Here is a 21300-nt window from a genome sequence, read left to right as displayed (position 1 = left end):
ATAAAAAGGCCGTTCTCCCGACTTCAGAAAACGGCCTTTTCTCAGTTCATTCCATGGTCACCCGTGTATGTCGGATTCACCTTCCACTTTTCTCCTACCCCTTCCTCATCTACTCCGTCAACATTAAAATTATTTTGGGAGAGCAGCCGTGCTCTTCCTTCAGATGGCAGCCCCATCCCGTACGATCCCACTATCAAGCTCTTCAATAATCTCCCGCCAGCGGTGGGACCATTCCGCCAGAGCCCTCTCGTCCAGATGGCTTGGGATCTTCGCGTCTTTTCCGCCCGCAACGGTATGAGCAATTTTCCGGTAGACCGCCGTCACGTGCCCCTGGGGAGCCACTTCCACGAGAGGAAGGGTGCAGAACTCCCCCACCGAAATCATCATGGACCGAGGGATGTTCGCCACCAGATGAGCGCCCGTCTCCCGGATGAAGTCCCCCACCACCGATTCGAAAAAGGGTCCCGAGAGGTTGTTGGCGATGACGCCGCCGAACCGCCCCTTTCCGGGTTTCAGCCCGTTGAATTGTGCGATGAAGTCATTCAGGGTATGGATCGAGGCGATGTCGGCCGAGGTCACCACGAAGAGGCGCCACGGCTCGTCCGTATCCGCAAGGAAGGACAATACCGTCCCCGGCTCTCCCGAGATGTCGTGGATCACGTAATCGAGACGGTGCCGGGCTATCTCCTCAAAGTGGCAGAGGCTGCCAAACACCGCGTTCCCTCCCTCATCATCGCCATTTCCGGCCTCAATGCAAAGGATTCCCCTATGGCCGACGACGCAGGCGGCGCTCCCCCTCAGGCACTCCTCGCCGCAGGCCACAAGTTCCGCTGCTCCCCGCAATGGAGCGGTCGAAAGCCGGCGCGGGTCGTACCCCACATGGGCCACCCTGTACCGTTCTTCCACAAGGGCAGCGGAGATGTTCACCGCCGTAGTCGAGTTCCCGATGCCGCTTCTGCCGGCTATGACGATGTGTTCAGGCACCATGGTTTCTCCTTTGGGATATGCCTCGCATCACTGCTTCATCCCCCAGCGCAGCACGGTCCGCTGCTCCAAGAGACGGAAGAGAAGGTTTTCCACGCCGATGCCGATAAGGATGACCGTCAGCAGCCCCGCGAAGACGGCGGCGATCTCCAGTTGGTTCTTGTTCTCGTAGATGAACCAGCCGATGCCGCCGGAGCCGGAGCTGACCCCGAAGACCAGCTCGGCGGCGATCAAGGTCCGCCAGGCAAAGGCCCAGCCGGTCCGCAGGCCGGTGAGGAGCGACGGGAATGCGGCCAGAAAGAGGATATGCCGTGCGTAACGCCACCCGGTGAGGCCGTAGTTGCGCCCCACCATCCGGATCGTGGGGCTGATGCCGCTGAATCCGGCGTGGGCGTTGAGGGCCACGGGCCAGAGCACCGCGTGGACCAGAACGAAGATGATGCTGCCGGAGCCGAGGCCGAACCAGAGGAGCGCCAGCGGCAGGAGCGCAATGGCCGGCAGCGGGTTGAACATGGCGGTGAGGAGATCCAGCAGGTCGTTGCCGAGGCGGGTGCCGATGGCCGTCACCGCCAGGAGCGCCGCCAGGGCGATGCCGATGCCATACCCGGCCAGGAGTACCTTGAGTGAGACCAGGATGCTGGAGACGAGACCGCCGTTGACCAGCGCGTCGCCCAGTGCCTGTACGGTGGCGGAGAACGCCGGGAAGACGAGCTGATTGTCGAGGCGCACGGCGTACCATTCCCAGAGGCTGAAGAGAAGCGCCAGGAGGAACCCCTTGCGCAGCCATCCCAGGTTCCAGAGACGCTCGCCGATGGATAGCGGCCGGGCGATCTCGCCGATCGCCTCCGGCTCGGCAGCGGTTCTCGCATCGAGGAGTGCGGTTATGGCGGTTTCGTTGCTCATGGGCTGCCTCCCTCTAAAGTTTCATCGTATCCATATAGACGGACGCGAACCTCATATGACGTACTCGGCGGCGTCCCGGAACAGCGCCCGCCTGATTCGCTCCCCGATCTCCGGATCGGCGCCGTTCAGCCGGCCGGGTCCGGCCAGGGGATCAACCTCCAGCACTTCCCGCACCTGCCCTGGATGGGGCGAGAGGACGATGATCCGGCTGCCCAGAAGCAGCGCCTCTTCGATGGAGTGGGTGACGAAGATCATGGTGAAGCGAGCTTGGTCCCAGAGCTCCAGCAGCTCGTCTTGCATCCGCTGCCGGGTCAGGGCGTCGAGGGCGGCAAAGGGCTCGTCCATCAGGATGATCTCCGGCTTCATGGCCAGGCAGCGGGCAATGGCCACCCGTTGCTTCATCCCGCCGGAGAGGGTGTGGGGATAGGCGTCGGCAAACTTCTCTAGGTGCACCTTCCGGATCGCCTCACCGGCCCGCTCGACAGCCTCCTGCCTGCCGATCCCCCGGCCGGCGGCGAGGCCGAAGGCGACGTTTTCCCGCACCGTTTTCCACGGCAGGAGCTGGTCGAACTCCTGGAAGACCAGCACCCGGTCCGGCCCCGGCCCCGCAACCGGCTTGCCGTCGAGGGTTATGCTCCCCTCGACCGGCTTCAGGTAACCTCCCACCGCCTTGAGGAGCGTCGACTTGCCGCAACCCGAGGGACCGAGCAGGACGAGGCGCTCTGAGCGGCGGACCTGGAAGCTGACCCGCCAGGTGGCGGTGACCAGATGCCCCCGCATCCTGTACTGGAGGGTGACGCCGTCCACCGCCAGGAGCGGTGCCGTCCCAGCTGTGGCCATGGCTAGCTCCCCTTCCGGCCGTGGACCGTGGTGAAGAAGAGGTCCTTCCAGTCCCGTGGCTTCGTCTTAATGGTCCCGGTCTGGTGCATGAAATTGGCGAACCTCGCCACGTTGACCGGAGTCGTCGAGTAGCCCAGGGCCGGGTTGTTGAGCTGGGAGAGAACGTCGGTGAGGCTCTCCTTCGTCCCGCTCGCCTTGACGTAGAGCTCCGCCGCGGCCTTGCGGTTCTTCCGGATGTACTCGTCCGCCTCCTCGAGGGCAGCCAGGACCGCGCCGGCCAGCTTCGGGTTCTTCTCATAAAACGCCTTGGTGGTGGCGATGACGTTGAAGGTGTGGGGACCGCCGAGAACGTCGTAGGAGTTGAGCACCGTCCGCACCCGCTTGTCGTCCAGTTCCTGGAACATGAAAGGGGGGCTCGTCAGGTGGGCGGTGATCTCCGATTTGCCGGAGAGGAGCGCCGCCATGGCGTCGGGGTGCTTCATAGAGACGGTGAAGCGGTCGAGCCGGTCGAAATTCTGCGGTCCGAACGCCTTGGCCGCCGCCATCTGGAGCACGATGGCCTGGATCGACACCTTCACCGCCGGCAGGGCGATCCGGTCTTTGTCGGTGAAGTCCCGGATCGACTTCACGGCCGAATTATTGGTATTGAGGTAGAGGGGTGAGGTGTCGAGGGCTGCGAATCCCTTGACATTACCGCCGGTCTTTGACCAGAGGACGATGAGGGGGGCCACGCCGCTGGCGATGAAGTCGACGCTCCCGGAGAGGAGGGCGTCGTTGGTGGCGCTCCCGCCGCCCAGGGTGGCCCAGGTCACCTTCACATCGCCGAGGCCGGCGGCCCGTGCGTGCTTTTCGATCAGGCGCTGCTCCTCGATGACGATGAGCGGAAGATAGCCGAGGCCGTACTGCTTGGCGATGCGGAGCTCCCGCACCTCGGCCGCCGCCGGGAACGCGCCGGCGGTCAGGGCCAGAACGGCGGCGACCAGGGTCGCCACGAGGCGGATCGGTACGAATTTTTTCATGGTGTCGTCTCCTTGACAGGGTTATGTCGGGGTGACCGCAAGGCGGTCCAGATGGATGAAGAAGGGATGGAGCTCCTCCTCCCTGGTCTTGCGCGCAGCGTAGGTTTCATCGACGATCGTCTCGGGCTTGATGAGCCAGACTGCTGCCAGATCGGCGTCGCCGAGCTGCTCGCGCAGCTCCCGATAGTAGCCGCTGAAGAGCGGCCCCGAGACCACCGCCCTCCACGGCCGCCCCCGGATGACGACGGTGCGGCCGCCCCGGCGCGACAGGGTCACCGTCACCGGCCGGTCGAACCAGATGCTCCGCACGAGGTTGCGGTGGGTAGGCGAGGTTTCGAGAAGCTCCAGGTGCACGAGCCTCCCCTCCTCGTCCCGGCGGAGAAAGGGACTCGGCACGGCATAGGGGGCATCCGCCTCGTCAAGGGTGGCGATGGTGCCGATGGTGGCGGGGGCGTCGAGCAGTTCGAGAATGTCTGCTGTCAAAGGTATGGCCATAGTTCATCCCTCCCAGAGCGGCAGGAGCCGCGAAAGGTCACTGTCAGGGTGATTGCCGCAGTGACGGTAGCCGTCGTGATCGATGGGAAGCCGGTACTTCTTCCGCAGCCCGTGGAGCCCGCGGGCGAGGCGGAGGTAGTAGTCCAGCGAGGCGTTCTTCTGGCCGGCCAGCGCCGTGCCGGGGCGGGGCGACCAGACGATGAATACCGTGCTCACCCCCTGACTCGCCAGCTCCTCGGCCTCTTCCAGGGTCCTGGCCAGGGCCTCGTCCTCGCTCTTGAATCCGTGGGGCCGGGCCAGCTCCACCCCGGCGACGATGCCGGTGTTCACCCTCCCCCAGCCAAAGATCTCCACCGCAGCCACCAGCCGCCGCTTCCACTCCCGGTAGCCGATCCACTCCGCCTTGCCCGAGCAGTAGCTTTTGAAGAGCTCCTCGTCCAGGACCTCTATGTCGGCGGTGTAGCTCATGAGCCCCGTCTCGGCATAGAGCCGTTCAAGCTGCCGCTCCTCGAAGGCGGTGCCGATGAGCTGGGTCGGGAACTTCTTCGTCCTGAAGTGCTTCCCCACCTCGCGGAGGATGTCGATGTAGTACGCCACCTCGTCGTCAAAGGGGCGCTGCCCGCCGATGATGGAGCCCGAGGTGAGGAACACCGCCGAAAAGCGGCCCGGCTCTTTCAGGGCTTCTCCCACCACCTCCGCCACCTCGGTCGGGTCGAGCCGGGCTGGGATCTTCAGCTCTTCCCTCCCCCGCTTCAACTGCTCCACAATGTCGCAGAAGCTGCACCCCTTGCCGTTGTTCCAGAAGGTGCAGTAGCGGTAGGGGAAGATATTCAGCCGCTGGGGACGGGCGCTGACGATGTTTTTCATCGGCACGCCGGAGCGGCTCGTCTTCGCGTAGAACGCGGGGGCCGGCCAGTACTCCACCTCCTCCAGCGGTTCGCCCCCGTCGAAGAGCCAGGGCACACCGTCCAGAATATCCACCACGTAGGGGTCTTCTTCCAGCGCGGTCGGGGTGGTGATAATCGAGGTACCGTCCCGCAGGAGCAGCGATTCGGGGCGGGCAGCGATCTTTCCGTCCCGGGCGCCGAAGATGTGAGTACCCGTCACCTGATGCCTGGCCGGGTCGAGAACGCCGAGGGCGCTATCGGTATAGAAGACGCCGCGCCGTTGCACGTCCGTCTTCAGAATGAGGAGCCGCGGGATGTCCGGATAGCGGGCCGCCACTTCGGCCAGAGCCGGTTCCGGCGGTCTTGCTGCTGCGCGTGCGAGGGTCATGCTTTGCGCCTCCGTGTCGGTCAGGATTGAAACGACAAAAGGCCAAACAGGATCATCGCGATGATCTCCGCTTGGCCTCCAGTTTTTCTGGTCAGCTTTGACGAAAGTTAAATCTATAATTGCTATATACCTAATAGACTAATAGTTCAAAAAATTTTAGTCAACTGTTAATTCGATCATTTCCCACTAGAGTACACTCAGTTTTAAAAAAAGTTTACGCACGTGATAGTGTAAAAACTACTGAAAAGAACCAGACAGGGCGACAGCCGCGCTAGATACTGTACGCCACCTCCCCCGCCGCTTCCCGGTGCACCAGGTGAAACTCCTCGAACAGCTCCCGCCGGTAGGTGGCGAATGCGTCGCTGGTCCGGTCGCAGGGGCGCGGGAGGTCCACCGTCAGGACCTTGCTGACCCGGCCGGGGTCGGGGGCCATGAGGACCACCCGGCCGCCGAGGTAGATTGCCTCGTCGAGGTCGTGGGTGACGAAGACCACCGTGGGCCGCTTCTCTTCCCACAGGCGCAGGACCTCGTCCTGGAGCCGCAGGCGGGTGAAGGCGTCCAGCGCCGCGAAGGGCTCGTCCATGAAGAGAACGGAAGGCTCCATCGCCAGGGCCCGGGCAATGGCCACCCGCTGCTTCATCCCGCCGGAAAGCTCGTGGGGGTGGCTCCCGGCGAACCTGCCGAGGCCGACGAGATCAAGATAGGCGTTGGCCCGCTCCCGCGCTTCGCTCTCCTTCATCCCTTTCGCCTGAAGACCGAAGAGGACATTGCCGAGGACCGTTTTCCAGGGGTAGAGGCCGTAGTCCTGGAAGATCATGATGTGGTCCGGATCCGGGCCGGTCACCGGATGGCCGTCGATCTGCACGGTGCCGGCGGTGGGGCGGTCAAAGCCGGCCATGAGATTGATGAGGGTGGTCTTGCCGCAGCCGGAGGGCCCCACGAGGCAGACGAACTCGCCGGCACCGATCTCCAGGTCGAGCCGAGAGAGGGCCACGAGTTCGTCTCCCCGGGCGGAGCGGAAGCGCTTCTCCACGCTGTCGAGGCGGATCTTCACCGGGGTTCCGGGTGCATGGGCGAAGACCGTCACGGGTTCACCCCCCAGCGGCGCCCGATCGCCCGCTCCATCCCTTTCATGCCGCGGTAGATGGCGAGGCCGAGCCCGCCGACAATCAGCATGCCGGCCATGATGGCGTCGGTGCGGAGGAAGTTGCGGGCATCGACGATCATGTAGCCGAGCCCCGACTGGGCGCCGAGCATCTCGCCGGCCACCAAATGGATCCAGGCGGTGCCAACGGCGATGTGGAGCCCCACCATAATCCCCGGAAAGGCCGCCGGGATCACCACCCGGAGAAAGACCGCCCACGGCCGCGCCCCAAAGTTGGCGGCCACCTTCAGGTAGACCGGCGGAATGGAGCGAACCGCACTGATGGTGGAGAGGAGCACCGGGTAGAAAGCGGCCAGGAAGATGATGAAGATGGCCGGGGCGTTGCCGATGCCGAACCAGAGAACCGCCAGGGGGAACCAAGCGATGGGTGAGATGGGGCGAAGCAGTTGGATCAGCGGATCCACCGCCCGGTGGCAGCGGGTCCAACGGCCGAAGAAGAGCCCCAGGGGAATCGCCGCCACCACCGCCATAAGATAGGCCACGGCGAAACGGGCGAGGCTCACGCCGATATGTCCCCAGAGGACGCCGGTCTCAGCCAGCTCACGGATGGCCTTCACCACGTCGATGGGGGACGGAAACTGCTCCGGCGGGTAGTGCCCCGCCGCCACCTGCCAGAGGGCAATGAAGGCGGCAACGGTGAGGGCCGGAAGCGCTATGGAATACAGCTTGTCGTTCATCATTACCCCTTGACGCGGGCGAAGCGGTCATCCAGGTAACCGACCAGGTCCACCTTCTGCTTGGCGATGCCGAACTTGAGCATGTAGTTCTCGGTGGCGGCGAAATCGGCACGGGCCGGGACCAGGTTTAGGAAGCTCAGGCGGTCGCGAGGGGAGGTCAGAACCTTTTCCACGATCTCGGCCTTCTGGCCGAGAATCTTCACCGACCCCCTGGCCGCCTGGACCGGATTGGCCTCGATAAAGGCGGCAGTGCGCTGCATGCCGGATACCAGCTCTTGGACCGCTTCCGGTTGTCTCGCCACCACCTGCTCGCGTAGGTTCAGAACGCAGCAGATGTGGTCGTGCCAGATGTCCTTGGAGAGGGCAAGGATCTTCCCCACCTTCTGGGCCTCGGCCTGGGCGCCGAAGGGCTCGGCCACGATGTAGCCGTGGATGCGCCCCGTGGCCAGGGCGTTCACCATCTCCGGCGGCGCCATGTCGATGATCTTCAGGTCGCGGGCCGGGTCGATCCGCTTCTCGGTGAGGGCCTTGCGGAGGAGGATGTTGTGGGTGGAGAAGGGGCTCGGAATGGCGATGGTCTTCCCCTTAAGATCCTCGATCCGGTTGATCTCGCCGCTATTCTTCACAGTGATGACGCTGCCGTTGCGGTGACCGAGGAGCACCACCTTCACCGGTACTCCCCGCTGACGCAGAGTGAGGCCCATGGGGGTGAGGAGGAAGGCGCCGTCGATGGCGCCGGCCTTGAGAGCCTCACTGATCTCGGGCCATGATGAGAACTTCACCGGCTGGATTGAGAGGGCCTTGAACTGCTCCCGCTCGGCGGCAATCATCAGGAGGTGGTCAGTGATGGGAAGGTAGCCGATCTTCAGGTTCACTTTGGCCCCGCCAGCCCAGGCGAAGCGGCTGAAAGGGGTGGCAGCGGCCGCCAGGGCGAGCCCCGAGGTCTTGAGAAAATCGCGTCTATTCATGGGCATGTCCTCCGGTCAGTGTTCATGATGGTGCGGGTGTCCGTGGGTATGGGCATGGGAGTGGGCCGCATCCTGCTGGAGCGCCATCAGTCGGTCGGTGGCAGGAGGACCGCAGGGAAACCAACCGAGCGCGGCGCGGCGCCCGTCGAAATCGGCGACGATCCTGCGGGCAAGGGCCGCCGGGTCTCCATCCACCACCATGACCGATCCCAAAGTCTCCTGGGTAGCCTCAGCGAAGAAGTTGGCGACCTTGTCCGAACCGGCCACCGGCGGGACGATGCAGTGGTAGGAGTTGAGCCCCAGGAGGCGGAAGCCGAGGGCTGCACCGAGCCCCTTCTCGTTGGACCACTCGGGGCTGGAGAAGGCGCAGGGGAGACGGCGCAGGGGTTCGTCGGAGGTGAGGGCCAAGCCCCGAAAGAGTGCCGAAGCCCGGGCGTTGTCGAGGCATTCACCCATGTGCCAGACCGGCGGCAGGTTCAGGGGACCGAGCACGCTCCGCAGCCCCTCCCCTGCCCCGGCCAGCCCCTCCGGGAGGCAGAAGCCCATCTTCAGCAGGGCGAAGGCGGCGCAGCCGTTGGTCAGGAGCACCACGTCGTGGGCGATGAGCTCCTCGGCCACCTTCACCACCGCCTCCTCGTATATTACCTTGGGATTGTTGCACCCCACGAGGTTCACCACGCCGCGGATGCGGCCGCTCTGCAGGTGCTCCAGGAGCCGGTCGGCGCCGCCGAAGGTCGCGGTGATGTTCTCCACGGAAAAGCCGACCTCGGCGTCCATCCGGACCGGGGGGATGAAGACCTTGCCGGCCTGCCGCTCGCCGAAGGCCTGGATGCCACGCCGCACGATCCGTTCGGCAAGCTGGTCGGCCTGGTCGAGGTTGGAGTGGTGGTGGTCGAAGGCGATGTGCTCGGCACCGGGAAGCCGTGCCGAGTCGCTGGTGGTGACCACCCGGGTGTGGAAGCAGGCGGCAACATCCATGATGCCGGGGAAGACGTCCTGCACGTCGGCCACCCAGAGGTCGAGGGCACCGGTGGCCAGCACCAGCTCCGCCCCCATGGCGTTGGAGAGGGGGGTGACGTCGCCGAACTTGCTCAAGGCCGAGTGGCCCGAGCAGCAGATACCGTAGAGCCGGATGGTCTCGGCCCCCGCCCCTTTCGCCTCTGCGATCAGCTCCGCCCGCCGGGCCGCCGCCACGATGGCCGCTACCAGCACCGGCGAGTGGCCGTGGACGGCGATGTTGACGGTATTATCGGTGATGGCGCCGAGGTTGGTGGAGACCCGGCTCCGCTTGGGGAGCCCGTAGAGGCAGTCCATGGCGATGGCCGACCCCACCACGCTACTCCAGGCAAAGGTGAGGCCGCAGCGGAGCACCTGGCGCATGATGTTCTCCCAGTCGCCGTCGGTGCCGGTGGTGGTGCGGTGCAGGGCCTCGAACACCTCGTGGTAGGCCCCCACGGGTAGGATGTCGAGCTCCTTCCAGACCGCCAGCCGCTCCGGAGGCGCCATAGCCTCCAGGGTCCGGTACGGGCCGGGAATGGTCCGGCAGAGGTCCTCCAGAAGGATCATGGCGATCTCACCCGCCATCCGGGGAATAGTTTTGCTCTCGTCGAAGATCCCGAAGGCCTTGGCGGTGGCGACGACCTTCTCCGAGCCGAGGATCGGCAGGTCGAGGGCACCGTCGGCCGCTCCCTTGAGGGCGAGCATCGCCTCCCGCCCCCGGGCACCGTGGGCCGCCACTCCGGCCGCCGTCCAGCGGAGGATGTTACGGGCCACGATCAGATGGGCATCGGCGCCGCAGACCCCCCGCGGGCTTTTAGGCGTGATCCGGCACGGCCCCATGTGGCAGTTCTTGCAGCAGGTGCCGGCCAGGCCGAAGCCGCAATGGGGCTTCTGGGCGTCGAAGCGGTCGAAGGGGGTCTCGATGCCGGCCTGATCCAGGTGTTCCAGCATGGCCCGGACCGCCGGGTCGGGAGTGCGGGCCATGACGTCGCCCTTGGTCGGAAAAGGGTTTTTCTTGCTCACGATCTGCCCCCTCTTGGCTCAATCAATTGATTGAAGGAATTATCGGCCCAACATATATCGTTTTTTCAAATAGCATCAACAGTCAAAATGAATCGGAACAATAATTAAAAGTCACGGGGTTGTCAACGTATACAAAACAAAAGATCTGAACGACTCCCGCGCCCCCGTGCGCTTACTTCAACCGGATCTTCTCGTTCTTGTCGATCTGGATCACCTTGCCGTCCTGGATGACGAGGGTGACCGTGCCGAAGCGAATCTCCCGCAGCGCCGCCCGGATTTTCTCCTCAAGATCGCTGCTCCACTGTTCTCCCTGATCGATGATCGCCGTAATTGCCATCTCCCACCTCCCTCTGTTCGGTCTCGCCATTTAAATCTGATAATCCCCCGCAAATGTCTGCATCTTGCGCGGCCGGGCGTAGACCGTCTCGCCTAATCCGAGGGCGAGGCGCTCCGCCCCGTCACGGGAGAGCTCCGCCTCCACCGTCTTGCCGGTCCCGCGTACGAGGAGCTCCACCCGCACCGCCGGCCCCACCGCCTGGATGTGGCGCACCTCGGCCTCCACGGCGGCATCGGTGGGGGTACGCTCCACCTCGATGTCGTGGGAGCGGACATACCCCACCGCGAGTTCCGGGGCCGCCGCCCGCGTCTGCCCCTGCTCAGACCGGCAGTGGAAGAGGTTGACGCTGCCGAGGAAGTCGAAGACGAACGGATTGGCGGGCTGATCGTAAACCTCCGTCGGTGTCCCCGCCTGTTCGATCCGCCCCCTGTTCATGACCACGATCCGGTCGGCCACTTCCAGCGCCTCCTCCTGGTCGTGGGTGACGAAGACGCTCGTCACGTGGATCTCGTCGTGGAGCCGGCGCAGCCACCGCCGAAGTTCCACCCGCACCTTGGCATCCAGGGCGCCGAAGGGCTCGTCAAGGAGGAGCACCTTCGGCTCCACCGCCAGGGCCCGGGCCAGGGCCACCCGTTGCCGCTGCCCTCCGGATAGTTGGGACGGGTAGCGGTCGGCGAGCCCTTCCAGCTGCACGAGGCGCAGGAGTTCCAAGACCCGCTCCTTTATTTCCTTCTTCGATCGCCGCTCCCTGCGCGGCTTCACCGTGAGACCGAAGGCGACGTTCTCTGCCACGGTCATGTGCCGGAAAAGTGCATAATGCTGAAAGACGAACCCCACCTGCCGCTCCCGCACGTGGCGGTCGGTGGTCTCCGCGCCGTCGAAACGAATTGCCCCCGCATCGGGGGTCTCCAGCCCGGCGATGATCCGCAGAAGGGTCGTCTTCCCCGACCCCGAGGGGCCGAGGAGCGCCGTCAGCTCCCCCGAGGGGACGGTGAGGTTCACGTCGTTCAGGGCGGTGAAGCTGCCAAAAGCTTTGTTGACACTGACAATCTCTATGCTCATGTCGTTTATCCTTTCGAATCCGCCACAGAGATGCAGAGACTCAGAGAAATACCGTTTCTGACATCAAAGCGCATCACTGCAAGGTACTTGTGGCTGTCTCAGTGTCTCGGTGCCTCTGTGGCAGGTTTCATGATTGTTCTCCCCGCATCCGCCACTCGACGAAGCTCTTCGCCACCAGGGTGACGAGGGCGAGAAGCGCCAGGAGCGAGGCGACGGCGAAGGCGGCGGCGTAGTTGTACTCGTTGTAGAGGATCTCCACGTGGAGCGGGATCGTGTTGGTCGCTCCACGGATATGGCCGGAGACCACCGAGACGGCGCCGAACTCCCCCATTGCCCGGGCGTTGCAGAGGATCACCCCGTAGAGAAGACCCCACTTGATGTTGGGGAGCGTCACCCGCCAGAAGGTCTGGAAACCGCTCGCCCCAAGCGTTATGGCCGCCTCCTCCTCGTCCTTCCCCTGGGTTTCCATGAGGGGGATCAGCTCCCGGGCCACGAAGGGGAAGGTGACAAAGACCGTGGCAAGCACAATCCCCGGCACGGCGAAGATGATCTTCAGGTCATGGGCCTGGAGCCACGGTCCGAGCCATCCCTGGAGCCCGAAGAGAAGGACGTAGATGAGCCCCGAGATGACCGGCGACACCGAGAACGGGAGGTCGATGAGGGTGATGAGGAGCTGCTTTCCCCGGAACTCGAACTTGGCGATGGCCCAGGCGGCCACCACCCCGAAGACCAGGTTCACCGGCACGCTGATCGCGGCAGTAATAAGGGTCAGCTTCACTGCCGCCAGGGCGTCAGGCTCGCGGATACCGGCCAGGTAGGCGCCCCATCCCTTCTCCAGGGCCTGGGCGAAGACCGCCGCCAGCGGCACGAAGAGAAAGAGGCCGAGGAAGAGGAACGCCGCGATGATGAGGAGCCAGCGGACCAGGGCCGGCTCGGTGCGGGTGCGGGATGATTTGTTGGACATAGCATAGTCTCCCGGTCAGGCCGCGTGGCGCCTGCTCCATTTCTGGAGGAGGTTCACGGCGAGGAGCATGAGGAACGAGAAGAGGAGCATCACCGTGGCGATGGCGGTGGCGCCGGCGTAGTCGTACTGCTCCAGCTTGGTGATGATGAGAAGCGGGGTGATCTCCGACACCATCGGCATGTTGCCGGCGATGAAGATGATGGAGCCGTACTCCCCCACCCCCCGGGCGAAGGCCAGGGCAAAGCCGGTGAGAAGCGCCGGGAGAAGCTCCGGGAACAGGACACGCCGGAAGGTCTGCCAGCGGGTGGCGCCAAGGCAGGCGGCCGCCTCCTCGATCTCCGCCTCCAGTTCCTCCAGAACCGGCTGCACCGTCCGCACCACGAAGGGGAGCCCGATGAAGGTCATGGCCACGAAGATCCCCAGCGGCGTGAAGGCGACCTTGATCCCCCGGGGCTCCAGGATCGACCCGAGCCAGCCGTTGGCCGCGTAGACCGAGGAGAGGGTGATGCCGGCCACAGCCGTCGGGAGCGCAAAAGGGAGATCGACGAAGGCGTCGATGAGGCGCTTCCCCGGCAGTCGGTAGCGCACGAGCACCCACGCCACCAGGAGGCCGAAGATTGCGTTCACCCCGGCAGCTGCCAGGGCCGCGCCGAAGGTGACCCGGTAAGAGGCCGCCACCCGCGGCGCCGCCACCGTGGCGATAAACTCTCCCCAGGTGAGGCTCGCCGTCTTGAACACGAGGGCCGAGAGCGGGAGCAGCACGATGAGGGAGAGGTAGAAGATCGTGTAGCCCAGGGTCGGTGTAAAGCCGGGGATGACGGTGTTTCGTGTGATTGGTCTTGTCGCCATGGTGGTTGGTCCTTTGCATAATCCCGATGCAGGCCTGCGGATTTTGCGCCAGATCGTCGCACCCGCAGGAGAGACTGCGGAGGCGTAGCAGCGCTACGCCGCACAAAGGAGCGACGAGGACGGCGGCGAGATGGCGTGAAAGTCGCAGCCCCTATATCACGTTATTTTCCCGGCCCGTAGATCTGGTCGAATACCCCGCCGTCGGCGAAGTGCTTCTTCTGGGCCGCCTTCCAGCCGCCGAAGGTGTCGTCGATGGTGAAGAGCTTCACCTTCGGGAAGACCTTGGCGTACCTGGCCGCCACCTTCTTGTCGATGGGGCGATAGTAGTGCTTCGCGGCGATCTCCTGCCCCGCCGGGGTGTAAAGATACTTCAGGTACTCCTCGGCCACCTTGCGGGTCCCCTTCCGGTCAACTACCTTGTCCACCACCGTTACCGGAGGTTCGGCCAGGATGCTGATCGACGGCACCACGATCTCGAACTTGTCTTTCCCCAGCTCGTTCACCGCCAGGAATGCCTCGTTCTCCCACGCAAGAAGGACATCACCCTGTCCTCGCTGGACAAAGGTGGTGGTTGAGCCCCGGGCGCCGGAATCGAGCACCGGTACGTTCTTGAAGAGCCTGGTCACGAACTCCTTCGCCTTGGCCTCGCTCCCCCCCTTCTGCTTCAGGGCGTAGCCCCAGGCGGCAAGATAGTTCCAGCGGGCACCGCCGGAGGTCTTGGGGTTGGGGGTGATCACCTTCACGTCGGGACGGACCAAGTCGTTCCAGTCTTTCACCTTCTTCGGGTTTCCCTTGCGGACCAGGAAGACGATGGTGGAGGTGTAGGGAGAGCTGTTGTGGGGCAGCCGCTTCTGCCAGCTCTCGGGGATGAGCTTCGCCTTCTCTCCGATCTCGTCGATGTCGTAGGCGAGCGCGAGCGTCACCACGTCGGCGTCAAGGCCGTCGATGACCGCCCGGGCCTGTTTGCCCGAACCGCCATGGGACTGCTTCACGGTCACCGTGTCGCCCCCCTTCCCTTTCCAGTACTTGGCAAAGGCGGCGTTGTAATCCTGGTAGAGTTCTCGAGTCGGGTCGTAGGAGACGTTGAGAAGGTTCACCTCGGCGTAGGCTGCCACTGGCGCGGCAAAGGCGATGAGTGCGGTGGTAAGTACGGCGAAGGTCTTGATCGGTTTCATGGTCTGCTCCTTTTTGCTGTTTAGCCTATCGATTTAGTAGTTTTTATGGACACAAAAAAACGCTGCTTTCAGATTGCGTAAAAAAGCGCTCCGTCGCTTTTCTGCTTTTCCTGCTCGATCCGTTCCAGCACGTCGGCAAGGGTGGCGTTGTCGAGGATCTGAGCCATGGCGTCGCGCACATCCTTCATGACGAGCCGGATGCCGCAGCTCCACTCGTCGTCACACTCCTCGCACCGGGCGTAGGCGGTCTCGCTCACGCATGGCACCGGCGCCAAGGGGCCTTCCAGAACCCGGATCACCCGCCCCATGCTGATCTCCCGCGGTGGCCGGGCCAAGGAGTAGCCGCCCCCCTTCCCCTTCTTGCTCTGGAGCACCCCGGCGTTTTTGAGCGCCAGCAGGATCAGCTCCAAAAACTTCTTGGGAATCCGCTCGTCACGGGCGAGGTCCGCAATGAGGATTGGACCCTTGTTGTACTCGCGAGCCAGGAATAGCAGCGCCTTGAGGGCATATTTGGTCTTTTTTGAAATCATTAGTCGATAATTCCTATAGGTTAAAATACAAGTTTTCTCACACTTGTCAAGAAGTTTATTCAACCCGTGATCGGAAATCAAATTTCTACAAAAGGCTCTCAATTGATCTTCGCTGACTTGAGGAATGAGATACTTTCGCTCGTTCGGACCGTTCTAGCGGTTGCCTCCTTCATTGGTGAAGGGCAATGCTTGGTCACACCCTCATTTGCCAAGGGGATCAAGGGCGCTTGCAAGCGGGTGTTGCGTCTCACTACCTGTTCACCGCACCCGGTTGTCTAGAGACAATTCGGGGCATTTCTGCAACGACTACATAACCCCTTTTTTTACCGCCCTTTCCTCCCGTCGTCGTTGCTGAGCAAGCTCCTTTAGCCCTTCTGCACCCCGCGCTCGAACCACCTGCAACAGCTCGGCTTGTCGAGTCAGGTCATTTCTTGTTAGTGTCGTCGGAGGTCCCGAACTCTGTTTTTCTTGGCCAGCTTTTATTTCCTCCAGAAGCTCCACCACCCTTCGCAATAACTCCACAACCTCTTGTCCCATCGCTTTAGCCCCCAATAGCAGGGCACTCGGCCCCCTCGATACTAGCGTATATGCAGGGGGTGTCCGGCAGACGGACGGAGTTGCCTTGGAGTTATGAGTTGAGTATGCTTGCAAGAAAGGAGAGTGGATATGAGCGTGCGTGAACACCCACGAAAAGCGGACTGGTGGATCATTGACTATTATCCAGACGGCCGGGGCGGAAAGCGCGAACGGATACCCTTTAAAGGTAGTTACGAAGACGCTCTTGTGATGGAGCAGGAGTTATTAGAAGCTCGCGCTAACCCGCCAGTTGCACCAATCGGCCTACCGCCGTTAATCTCAAAACTCGCTCCAGAGTATCTAATGTGGGCAGCAAACCACCTCGCCCCGACAACTGTCAGTGGGATCGAAACTGCACTAGAGCTATATTTGCTCCCCTTTTTCGGTAATCATCGCCCTCACCACCTCGCTCAAGCCCTTGTTGAATCTTACAAAGCAAAACGGCTGGAAGACAAAGTCAAAAAACGTACTATAAACAAAGAGTTATCATATTTTAGCGGACTATTGAAATGGGCCTTGAAACAAGGCAAAATCTCGGCTTTGCCACTCAAGATCGAGGGCTTCCCAACAAAACAAACCCTCCCGCCGGCCCCCCGTTTGCCGGAGCGAACAGAGATTGAATCCTTAATTGGTCATATGAAGGGTGATGCGAAATGGCTGGTGTCGTTGTTGTTCTTGTGTGGCTTACGTAGGTCAGAGGCCTTCGGACTGCAGGGCCATAATGTAGCTCAAAGCGGGAAACTGCTGATTGTGGTTGGAAAAGGTGGGAAGGAGCGCATCATTCCTGTCCCCCCCGAACTACAGGGCGAGTTACAATCTCGCTCTGTTTCGGTGGGACAGCATGGACTATTGTTCCCAAGCCCCAAAACGGGCAAGAAACGCGACAATATCCGTAGATCTCTAATTACTGCCGCAAAGAAGGCGGGGATACAAGTGCGGGTATATCACCATTTGATGAGGCACGGTTACGGCACGCACGCTATCGCCGCCGGGGTGCCACAACGAATTGTGCAATCCGCGATGGGGCACACATCTCCCGCTACAACCGACAAATACACACATCTCGCAGGAGCGCACCTGTCGCGGGCGTTTGAGCCCTTCACGGGCAAGGTAGATGATGGGCCGCCACCGCCAGAAAACATGGACGGAGCAGGAATTTAATTCAGTGACTACAGTGGTCACATTTTGCATAAATATATTACAATAATTACAGTACGTTACTTCGATTAATCTTGGACTGAAAATCCTCGTGTCGGCGGTTCGATTCCGTCCCTGGGCACCACTAAACACAAATTCTGTAATGATTTCAACTAGTTACAGACTTAAGAAAATGCCCTCGATTTCGTACTGGTACACTGCCGGTACACCGAAATCGGGGGTTTTTCTTTTTGCAGAATTTGCTTACTACCTCAACTGCTTCCGAAACGAATTCAAAAATACTATGACCTTCCCCCCAGAAACTGAACCATTGCAAGCTTAGTGATTTCGGTCTAGAACCTTCCGAAGGAGACTAGACATGAAAGCAAAGCGATTCACTGAAGAACAGATCATTGGCATCCTGAAGCAGGCAGAAGCTGGCATGAAGGTCGTAGACCTCTGCCGAATGCACGGCGTCAGCGATGCCACCTTCTACACTTGGCGCAAGAAGTATGGCGGGATGGATGTCTCCGACGCCAAACGCCTTAAACAGCTTGAAGACGAGAATCGCAAGCTCAAGCAGATGCTTGCCGAGGCCCTGCTTGACAACAAGATTCTCAAAGACGTCGTCTCAAAAAAGTGGTAGCACCCGCTGCACGACGGCACGTTGTGGAGTACCTGCGGCAATCCTACTCCATCAGCGAGCGGCGGGCCTGTAAGCTGTCGTGCCTTGACCGGAGCAGTTTTCGGTACCAGCCGAAACCGGACAAGAATACTGAACTGCGTATAAGACTGCGAGAACTGGCAGAGCAGCGGCGAAAATTCGGTTCTCCGCGATTGCATGTCCTGCTTCAACGAGAAGGACACCAGGTGAATCACAAGCGGATAGAACGGCTCTATCGTGAAGAAGGGCTGTCGCTACGTGGCAAGAAGCGGAAGAAACGCCTCAGCCATCTTCGAGTTGTGCTGGATTGGCCGCAGCAGGCAAACGAGCACTGGTCAATGGACTTTGTCTCCGACAGTCTGTGGAACGGCAGGCGGTTCCGTGTGCTGACCATCGTAGACGACCTGACCAAGGAATGCCCGGCACTGGAGGTGGATCACTCTCTGCCGGGGTTGCGGGTCACACGTGTTCTGGACCGACTAGCTTCGACCCGTGGCCTGCCCAAGGTCATCACCGTGGATAACGGTCCGGAATTCATAAGCAGGGCAATGGATGCCTGGGCTTACGAGAAAAAAGTAAGGTTGCGCTTCATTCAGCCGGGGAAACCGGTACAGAACGCTTATATTGAAAGCTTCAACGGCAAACTGCGCGAGGAATGCCTCAACGAGAACGTATTCATTGACTTGTACGACGCGAGAAAAAAGATCGAAGCATGGCGCAAGGACTACAACACATTCCGGCCGCACAGTTCGCTGAACAATTTGACGCCGGAAGAATTTGCCAACTCTTTACCCCAACAAGGCCAAATCACTAACTTCCAAATGGCTGAATGATGGGGGGAAGGTCACTGTAGTCAGAGAGATCTCATTTCGTAGTAGTGCGTGCAACAACCGACATACGTCTGGGTGATTTGTCAAAACCTGCTGAAGCTTGTATAGGAAGGCACCAGCCATGAGATCATTTTTTTTTTCATGCTGAGCGCTACAGAGGGCGTAAATGGATTTTGGCTCTATCACGTCCAGGTAAGGCAGTGCTGCTTCAACTACATGAAGTACGTTGAATACCTCGATATCACCGCTTAGCAGGCTGTTGAAATTGAAATAGAGAAAACGGCCTATCTGTGGTACTTTATCGCGCATAACGCTCTACAATTATTGAGGAAAGTTATGCGCGGTTTTGACAGCAATACAGAAGCACTCTTTACCTACGTAACACCTGAATCCTTTGTCCCGAAGGACCACCCGTTGCGGGCCATCCGTAAGATGGCCGACGAAGCGCTGGCAGGGATGGACAAGCTCTTTGATAGCATGTACGCCACAACCGGCCGCTCCTCAATCCCGCCGGAGAAGCTGCTCAAGGCCCAACTGCTGATGATCCTCTACTCCATCCGCAGCAACCGGCAGCTGGTGGAGCAGATCCATTACAACTTCCTGTTCCGCTGGTTTCTCGGCATGGGCCTGGACGAGAAAGTCTGGGACCATTCCAGCTTTACCAAGAACAGCGAACGATTGATTGGCTCCGAGGTCGCCGCCGAGTTTCTTTCCCGCGTTCTGGCCCAGGCAGAACGTAAGCGTCTCTTGTCTCGTGAGCACTTCACCGTTGACGGTACTCTCATCGAAGCCTGGGCCTCCATCAAGAGCTTCAAGCCCAAGGATGGACCTCCTTCAGCAGGTGGTGGCGGCAGGAACGATACCGTGGATTTCAAAGGGCAGAAACTTACCAACGAAACCCATGGTTCCACCACTGACCCTGATGCCAGGCTCTACCGCAAGGGGAAGAACAAGGAAGCCAAGCTCTGCTACCAGGGACATACCCTGATGGAGAATCGCAGTGGCCTCATCATCAGGACCAAGGTGACAACGGCAACCGGTTCCGGGGAACGCGACGCAGCTAAGACCATGGTGCAGCAATTGCCAAGGACGACTCGGCGCATCACTCTTGGCGGGGACAAAGGCTACGACACTGAGCCCTTTGTCCGAGAGCTGCGCCGGCTCAAGATTACGCCGCACGTGGCTCAGAACACCACCAACAGGAGATCAGCCATCGACGGCAGAACAACCAATCATCCGAACTACACCATCAGCCAGAAGATCAGAAAACGAATCGAAGAAGGCTTTGGCTGGATGAAGACCGTGGGCAGATTACGCAAGACGATGTACCGGGGAATCGAGAAGATCGCCATGCAACTTGACCTGCACGCTGCGGCCTACAACCTGGTTCGGATGAAAAACCTGGGGCTCGGTGTCACCTGAGAGGGGAAAACTCCCTCGGATCAGGCTACATCAGCAGTATATGAGGTTGATAAAGAGCAAAAAGAACGTAAAGCAAAGGTTCTGAGCAACGAAACGGATTCAAAAAACGAACTGCAAAGTTCAGCGAACTAAAAGAATGTCGATTTTCAACGGCCTGTTAGAGGTGGTCCCAGTTTGTAGGACAGGTTGGCGGCGGGAATAAGGTGGATTGCCGGTTGTAGTCATGCCGCCAGTGAGAGAATACGGCCGGCGTAGCCAGGCCGGGGTTTTTGCCAATATGCCTCATGCGGCGTCCGGTCGTCTAGTTTCGAGTGCGGGCGGCGCATGTTGTAGAAATTGATCCAGCGGCTCAAACCTTGACGAACCTCGCTGCCGGTCTCGAAGGCGTGCAGGTAGATGCACTCGTATTTCAGAGAACGCCATAGCCGCTCGATCATGACGTTGTCCCGCCAGCGCCCCTTGCCGTCCATCGAAATGCGGATCTCAGCGTCCTTGAGGACCTTGGTGAACGCATCGCTGGTGAACTGGCTCCCTTGGTCGGTGTTGAAGATCTCGGGTTTGCCGAAGCGAGCCAGGGCGTCTTCGAGCGCGGCAACGCAGAAATCGGCGTCCATGGTGTTGGAAAGCCGCCATGACAGGACCTTGCGACTGGCCCAATCCATGATCGCCGCCAGGTAGAGGAAACCTCGCCTCAGCGGAATATAGCTGATATCGGCGCACCAGACCTGGTTTGGCCGGTCGATGGTCACGCCACGCAGCAGGTAAGGATAGACCCTGTGCTGCGGATGCGGCTTCGACGTGTTCGGCTTCTGGTAGATAGCCGATAGTCCCATCAACTGCATCAGCCGACCGATGCGCTTGCGATTGACGGCATGACCCTCCCGGCGCAAGTGCCGGGTCATCTGTCGGGTGCCATACCACGGTGTTTCGAGATGCTGCTCGTCGATCAGGCGCATCAGTTCCAGGTTCTGTGGGCTTTCGCCCACTGGCTGGTAATAGTAGGCCGATCGTTTGATCGAGAGCAGTTCACACTGCCGGGCAATACTGAGTCGGTCATGGTCGGGTTCGACCAGGGCCTTCCTTCGGGTTGTACTCAGCGACAGCGACCGAAGGCTTTGGCCAAAAAATCCCGCTCCACGGTGAGTTGTCCGATCTTGGCGTGCAGGTCCTTGATCTGATCGTCATTCGCCTTATTGCTGTGCTCGGCGGCTCCGGAAAACACCGCTGCCATGTTCTCGATGGCCTGCCGTTTCCAGTTGGTGATCATATTGGGATGCACTTCATAGCGGGCGGCCAGATCGCTCAGGGTCTGCTCGCCCCGGATCGCTTCCAGGGCAACCTTGGCCTTGAACTCGGCGGAAAAACGACGACGGCTCTTCATGGGTGATCCTCCTTCAACAGGGTAA

Annotated in this window: 20 protein-coding genes and 1 tRNA gene; 4 read left to right on the top strand and 17 right to left on the bottom strand. The window is 61.0% G+C overall.

The features are described from left to right. Positions 1 to 159: 159 nt before the first annotated feature. The 16 genes from GPICK_RS01045 to GPICK_RS00975 all read right to left on the bottom strand — a co-directional run bounded on the left by GPICK_RS01045 (position 160) and on the right by GPICK_RS00975 (position 15265). Positions 160 to 987 carry a P-loop NTPase family protein gene (locus GPICK_RS01045; protein WP_039739752.1) on the bottom strand — a complete coding sequence of 276 codons (828 nt, stop codon included), beginning with the start codon at positions 985 to 987 and terminating at the stop codon, positions 160 to 162. A 27-nt stretch (positions 988 to 1014) separates the two neighbouring features. Continuing rightward, positions 1015 to 1887, bottom strand: a complete 873-nt coding sequence (locus GPICK_RS01040; protein WP_052263223.1) for an ABC transporter permease — start codon at positions 1885 to 1887, stop codon at positions 1015 to 1017. Positions 1888 to 1938: 51 nt separating this feature from the next. Further along, positions 1939 to 2727, bottom strand: coding sequence for an ABC transporter ATP-binding protein (locus tag GPICK_RS01035; RefSeq protein WP_039739750.1), 789 nt, complete (start codon positions 2725 to 2727; stop codon positions 1939 to 1941). A gap of 2 nt (positions 2728 to 2729) precedes the next feature. Continuing rightward, a complete protein-coding gene (locus GPICK_RS01030) occupies positions 2730 to 3746 on the bottom strand; it encodes an ABC transporter substrate-binding protein (RefSeq protein ID WP_052263222.1) in 1017 nt (338 codons plus the stop codon). A gap of 21 nt (positions 3747 to 3767) precedes the next feature. Continuing rightward, positions 3768 to 4241, bottom strand: a complete 474-nt coding sequence (locus GPICK_RS01025; RefSeq protein WP_039739749.1) for a hypothetical protein — start codon at positions 4239 to 4241, stop codon at positions 3768 to 3770. Between the two features lie 3 nt (positions 4242 to 4244). Further along, entirely contained in the window at positions 4245 to 5516 is a 1272-nt protein-coding gene (locus GPICK_RS01020) for a radical SAM protein (RefSeq protein ID WP_039739747.1), read from the bottom strand. 271 nt (positions 5517 to 5787) lie between these two features. Then, positions 5788 to 6603: an ABC transporter ATP-binding protein gene (locus tag GPICK_RS01015; protein ID WP_144400017.1), complete on the bottom strand. Its 816-nt coding sequence runs from the start codon at positions 6601 to 6603 to the stop codon at positions 5788 to 5790. After that, positions 6600 to 7358 (bottom strand): ABC transporter permease, encoded by a 759-nt coding sequence (locus tag GPICK_RS01010; protein WP_039739745.1) that lies wholly within the window; start codon positions 7356 to 7358, stop codon positions 6600 to 6602. The genes GPICK_RS01015 and GPICK_RS01010 overlap by 4 nt, the downstream gene beginning before the upstream one ends. 2 nt (positions 7359 to 7360) lie before the next feature. After that, entirely contained in the window at positions 7361 to 8326 is a 966-nt protein-coding gene (locus GPICK_RS01005; RefSeq protein ID WP_039739742.1) for an ABC transporter substrate-binding protein, read from the bottom strand. Between the two features lie 15 nt (positions 8327 to 8341). Beyond that, positions 8342 to 10348 (bottom strand): anaerobic carbon-monoxide dehydrogenase catalytic subunit, encoded by a 2007-nt coding sequence (gene cooS / locus GPICK_RS01000; RefSeq protein ID WP_039739739.1) that lies wholly within the window; start codon positions 10346 to 10348, stop codon positions 8342 to 8344. Between the two features lie 172 nt (positions 10349 to 10520). After that, positions 10521 to 10685, bottom strand: coding sequence for a YezD family protein (locus GPICK_RS16790; RefSeq protein WP_084201301.1), 165 nt, complete (start codon positions 10683 to 10685; stop codon positions 10521 to 10523). Positions 10686 to 10715: 30 nt separating this feature from the next. After that, positions 10716 to 11747, bottom strand: a complete 1032-nt coding sequence (locus tag GPICK_RS00995) for a sulfate/molybdate ABC transporter ATP-binding protein (protein WP_039739734.1) — start codon at positions 11745 to 11747, stop codon at positions 10716 to 10718. A gap of 127 nt (positions 11748 to 11874) precedes the next feature. After that, complete coding sequence (gene cysW, locus GPICK_RS00990; RefSeq protein WP_039739732.1) at positions 11875 to 12711, bottom strand: sulfate ABC transporter permease subunit CysW; 837 nt, start codon at positions 12709 to 12711, stop codon at positions 11875 to 11877. Positions 12712 to 12726: 15 nt separating this feature from the next. Further along, positions 12727 to 13560 carry a sulfate ABC transporter permease subunit CysT gene (gene cysT, locus GPICK_RS00985; protein WP_039739730.1) on the bottom strand — a complete coding sequence of 278 codons (834 nt, stop codon included), beginning with the start codon at positions 13558 to 13560 and terminating at the stop codon, positions 12727 to 12729. Between the two features lie 161 nt (positions 13561 to 13721). After that, positions 13722 to 14735, bottom strand: coding sequence for a sulfate ABC transporter substrate-binding protein (locus tag GPICK_RS00980; RefSeq protein WP_039739727.1), 1014 nt, complete (start codon positions 14733 to 14735; stop codon positions 13722 to 13724). Positions 14736 to 14803: 68 nt separating this feature from the next. Next, positions 14804 to 15265 carry an RrF2 family transcriptional regulator gene (locus GPICK_RS00975; RefSeq protein WP_039739725.1) on the bottom strand — a complete coding sequence of 154 codons (462 nt, stop codon included), beginning with the start codon at positions 15263 to 15265 and terminating at the stop codon, positions 14804 to 14806. Positions 15266 to 15931: 666 nt separating this feature from the next. Here GPICK_RS00975 and GPICK_RS00970 point away from each other — a divergent pair. The 4 genes from GPICK_RS00970 to GPICK_RS00955 all read left to right on the top strand — a co-directional run bounded on the left by GPICK_RS00970 (position 15932) and on the right by GPICK_RS00955 (position 19894). Then, positions 15932 to 17002: a tyrosine-type recombinase/integrase gene (locus tag GPICK_RS00970; RefSeq protein ID WP_039739722.1), complete on the top strand. Its 1071-nt coding sequence runs from the start codon at positions 15932 to 15934 to the stop codon at positions 17000 to 17002. Between the two features lie 4 nt (positions 17003 to 17006). Further along, positions 17007 to 17123: transfer RNA gene (locus GPICK_RS17465), tRNA-OTHER, on the top strand. 234 nt (positions 17124 to 17357) lie between these two features. Further along, positions 17358 to 18475, top strand: a protein-coding gene (locus GPICK_RS00960) for an IS3 family transposase (RefSeq protein ID WP_407920188.1) whose coding sequence is annotated in 2 segments (ribosomal slippage) — positions 17358 to 17613 and positions 17613 to 18475 — 1119 coding nt in all. Because the reading frame shifts where the segments join, the coding sequence is not laid out codon by codon here. A gap of 333 nt (positions 18476 to 18808) precedes the next feature. Continuing rightward, the gene (locus GPICK_RS00955; RefSeq protein ID WP_039739717.1) at positions 18809 to 19894 is read left to right on the top strand and encodes an IS5 family transposase; all 1086 of its coding nucleotides are present in this window, start codon (positions 18809 to 18811) and stop codon (positions 19892 to 19894) included. Between the two features lie 221 nt (positions 19895 to 20115). Here the strand turns inward: GPICK_RS00955 and GPICK_RS00950 are convergent. Then, positions 20116 to 21275 (bottom strand): IS3 family transposase gene (locus tag GPICK_RS00950; RefSeq protein ID WP_144400011.1). Its coding sequence is split into 2 segments (ribosomal slippage): positions 20116 to 21014 and positions 21014 to 21275, totalling 1161 coding nucleotides; the frame shifts between segments, so codons are not numbered across the junction. Positions 21276 to 21300: the final 25 nt, after the last annotated feature.

This window comes from Geobacter pickeringii, from assembly GCF_000817955.1.
In the GTDB taxonomy this organism is placed as follows: Bacteria; Desulfobacterota; Desulfuromonadia; order Geobacterales; family Geobacteraceae; genus Geobacter; species Geobacter pickeringii.
Note: the sequence above shows the minus strand (reverse complement) of the source record. Positions and strands in the feature narration are given on the sequence as shown.

Bases quoted from the DNA above. Each gene is read 5' to 3' on its own strand.
- GPICK_RS01045 (WP_039739752.1), bottom strand. From the start codon at position 987: ATGGTGCCTGAACACATCGTCATAGCCGGCAGAAGCGGCATCGGGAAC.
- GPICK_RS01040 (WP_052263223.1), bottom strand. From the start codon at position 1,887: ATGAGCAACGAAACCGCCATAACCGCACTCCTCGATGCGAGAACCGCT.
- GPICK_RS01035 (WP_039739750.1), bottom strand. From the start codon at position 2,727: ATGGCCACAGCTGGGACGGCACCGCTCCTGGCGGTGGACGGCGTCACC.
- GPICK_RS01030 (WP_052263222.1), bottom strand. From the start codon at position 3,746: ATGAAAAAATTCGTACCGATCCGCCTCGTGGCGACCCTGGTCGCCGCC.
- GPICK_RS01025 (WP_039739749.1), bottom strand. From the start codon at position 4,241: ATGGCCATACCTTTGACAGCAGACATTCTCGAACTGCTCGACGCCCCC.
- GPICK_RS01020 (WP_039739747.1), bottom strand. From the start codon at position 5,516: ATGACCCTCGCACGCGCAGCAGCAAGACCGCCGGAACCGGCTCTGGCC.
- GPICK_RS01010 (WP_039739745.1), bottom strand. From the start codon at position 7,358: ATGAACGACAAGCTGTATTCCATAGCGCTTCCGGCCCTCACCGTTGCC.
- GPICK_RS01005 (WP_039739742.1), bottom strand. From the start codon at position 8,326: ATGAATAGACGCGATTTTCTCAAGACCTCGGGGCTCGCCCTGGCGGCC.
- GPICK_RS16790 (WP_084201301.1), bottom strand. From the start codon at position 10,685: ATGGCAATTACGGCGATCATCGATCAGGGAGAACAGTGGAGCAGCGAT.
- GPICK_RS00995 (WP_039739734.1), bottom strand. From the start codon at position 11,747: ATGAGCATAGAGATTGTCAGTGTCAACAAAGCTTTTGGCAGCTTCACC.
- cysW (WP_039739732.1), bottom strand. From the start codon at position 12,711: ATGTCCAACAAATCATCCCGCACCCGCACCGAGCCGGCCCTGGTCCGC.
- cysT (WP_039739730.1), bottom strand. From the start codon at position 13,560: ATGGCGACAAGACCAATCACACGAAACACCGTCATCCCCGGCTTTACA.
- GPICK_RS00980 (WP_039739727.1), bottom strand. From the start codon at position 14,735: ATGAAACCGATCAAGACCTTCGCCGTACTTACCACCGCACTCATCGCC.
- GPICK_RS00975 (WP_039739725.1), bottom strand. From the start codon at position 15,265: ATGATTTCAAAAAAGACCAAATATGCCCTCAAGGCGCTGCTATTCCTG.
- GPICK_RS00970 (WP_039739722.1), top strand. From the start codon at position 15,932: ATGAGCGTGCGTGAACACCCACGAAAAGCGGACTGGTGGATCATTGAC.
- GPICK_RS00955 (WP_039739717.1), top strand. From the start codon at position 18,809: ATGCGCGGTTTTGACAGCAATACAGAAGCACTCTTTACCTACGTAACA.